Source organism: Vibrio sp. WZ-1 (genome assembly GCF_052037695.1).
In the GTDB taxonomy this organism is placed as follows: domain Bacteria; phylum Pseudomonadota; class Gammaproteobacteria; order Enterobacterales; family Vibrionaceae; genus Vibrio.
In genome coordinates this window covers 1-511 of sequence record NZ_JBQEQR010000001.1, presented here as the reverse complement: position 1 = coordinate 511, position 511 = coordinate 1, and the positions used below count along the sequence as shown (strand labels likewise).

1 protein-coding gene is annotated in these 511 nt (G+C 53.6%); it reads left to right on the top strand.

Features of this window, described 5'->3' with window-relative positions; translation table 11 throughout:
- Positions 1–511, top strand: a 511-nt coding sequence (locus ACTS60_RS00005; protein ID WP_440886703.1) for an Ig-like domain-containing protein, incomplete at both ends; no start/stop codon positions are given.

Below are 511 nucleotides of genomic sequence, written 5' to 3'. Positions count from 1 at the left end.
CCGTTGCTTTACAGTTAGGTGATGATGCCCTGACGACGACTAAAGTGGTTGACCTTGGCAATGACCAACTAGGCTTCAGCGTGGACGTGGACGCCAGCGAACTGGTTGGCTTTGATGGCAAGTCAGTCACCGCCTCAGTGAGCGTGACCGATGAAGCGGGCAACAGCGTAGAGAAGAGCGATACTGAAACCTACCTAGTCGATGTGGATGCGCCGACGGCGAGTATCAACCTCGATCCAATTGTGGTCGGTGACGACAACACCATTAACCAAGCGGAAGCGACAGGCCAAGTCACTCTAACCGGTACTGTAGGTGGTGAGGTTGTTGCAGGTGATACGGTTCAACTGAAATTGGGCGACAACCTGTTAGTTGAAGTGGAAGTTATCAAGCTAGCTGATGGCAAGCTTGGCTTTAGCGCGGATGTGGATGCCAGCAAACTGGTTGGTGTCGATGGCCAAGCTATCACTGCGTCGGTGACCATTACCGATGGCGCAGGTAACGCCGTGACTGC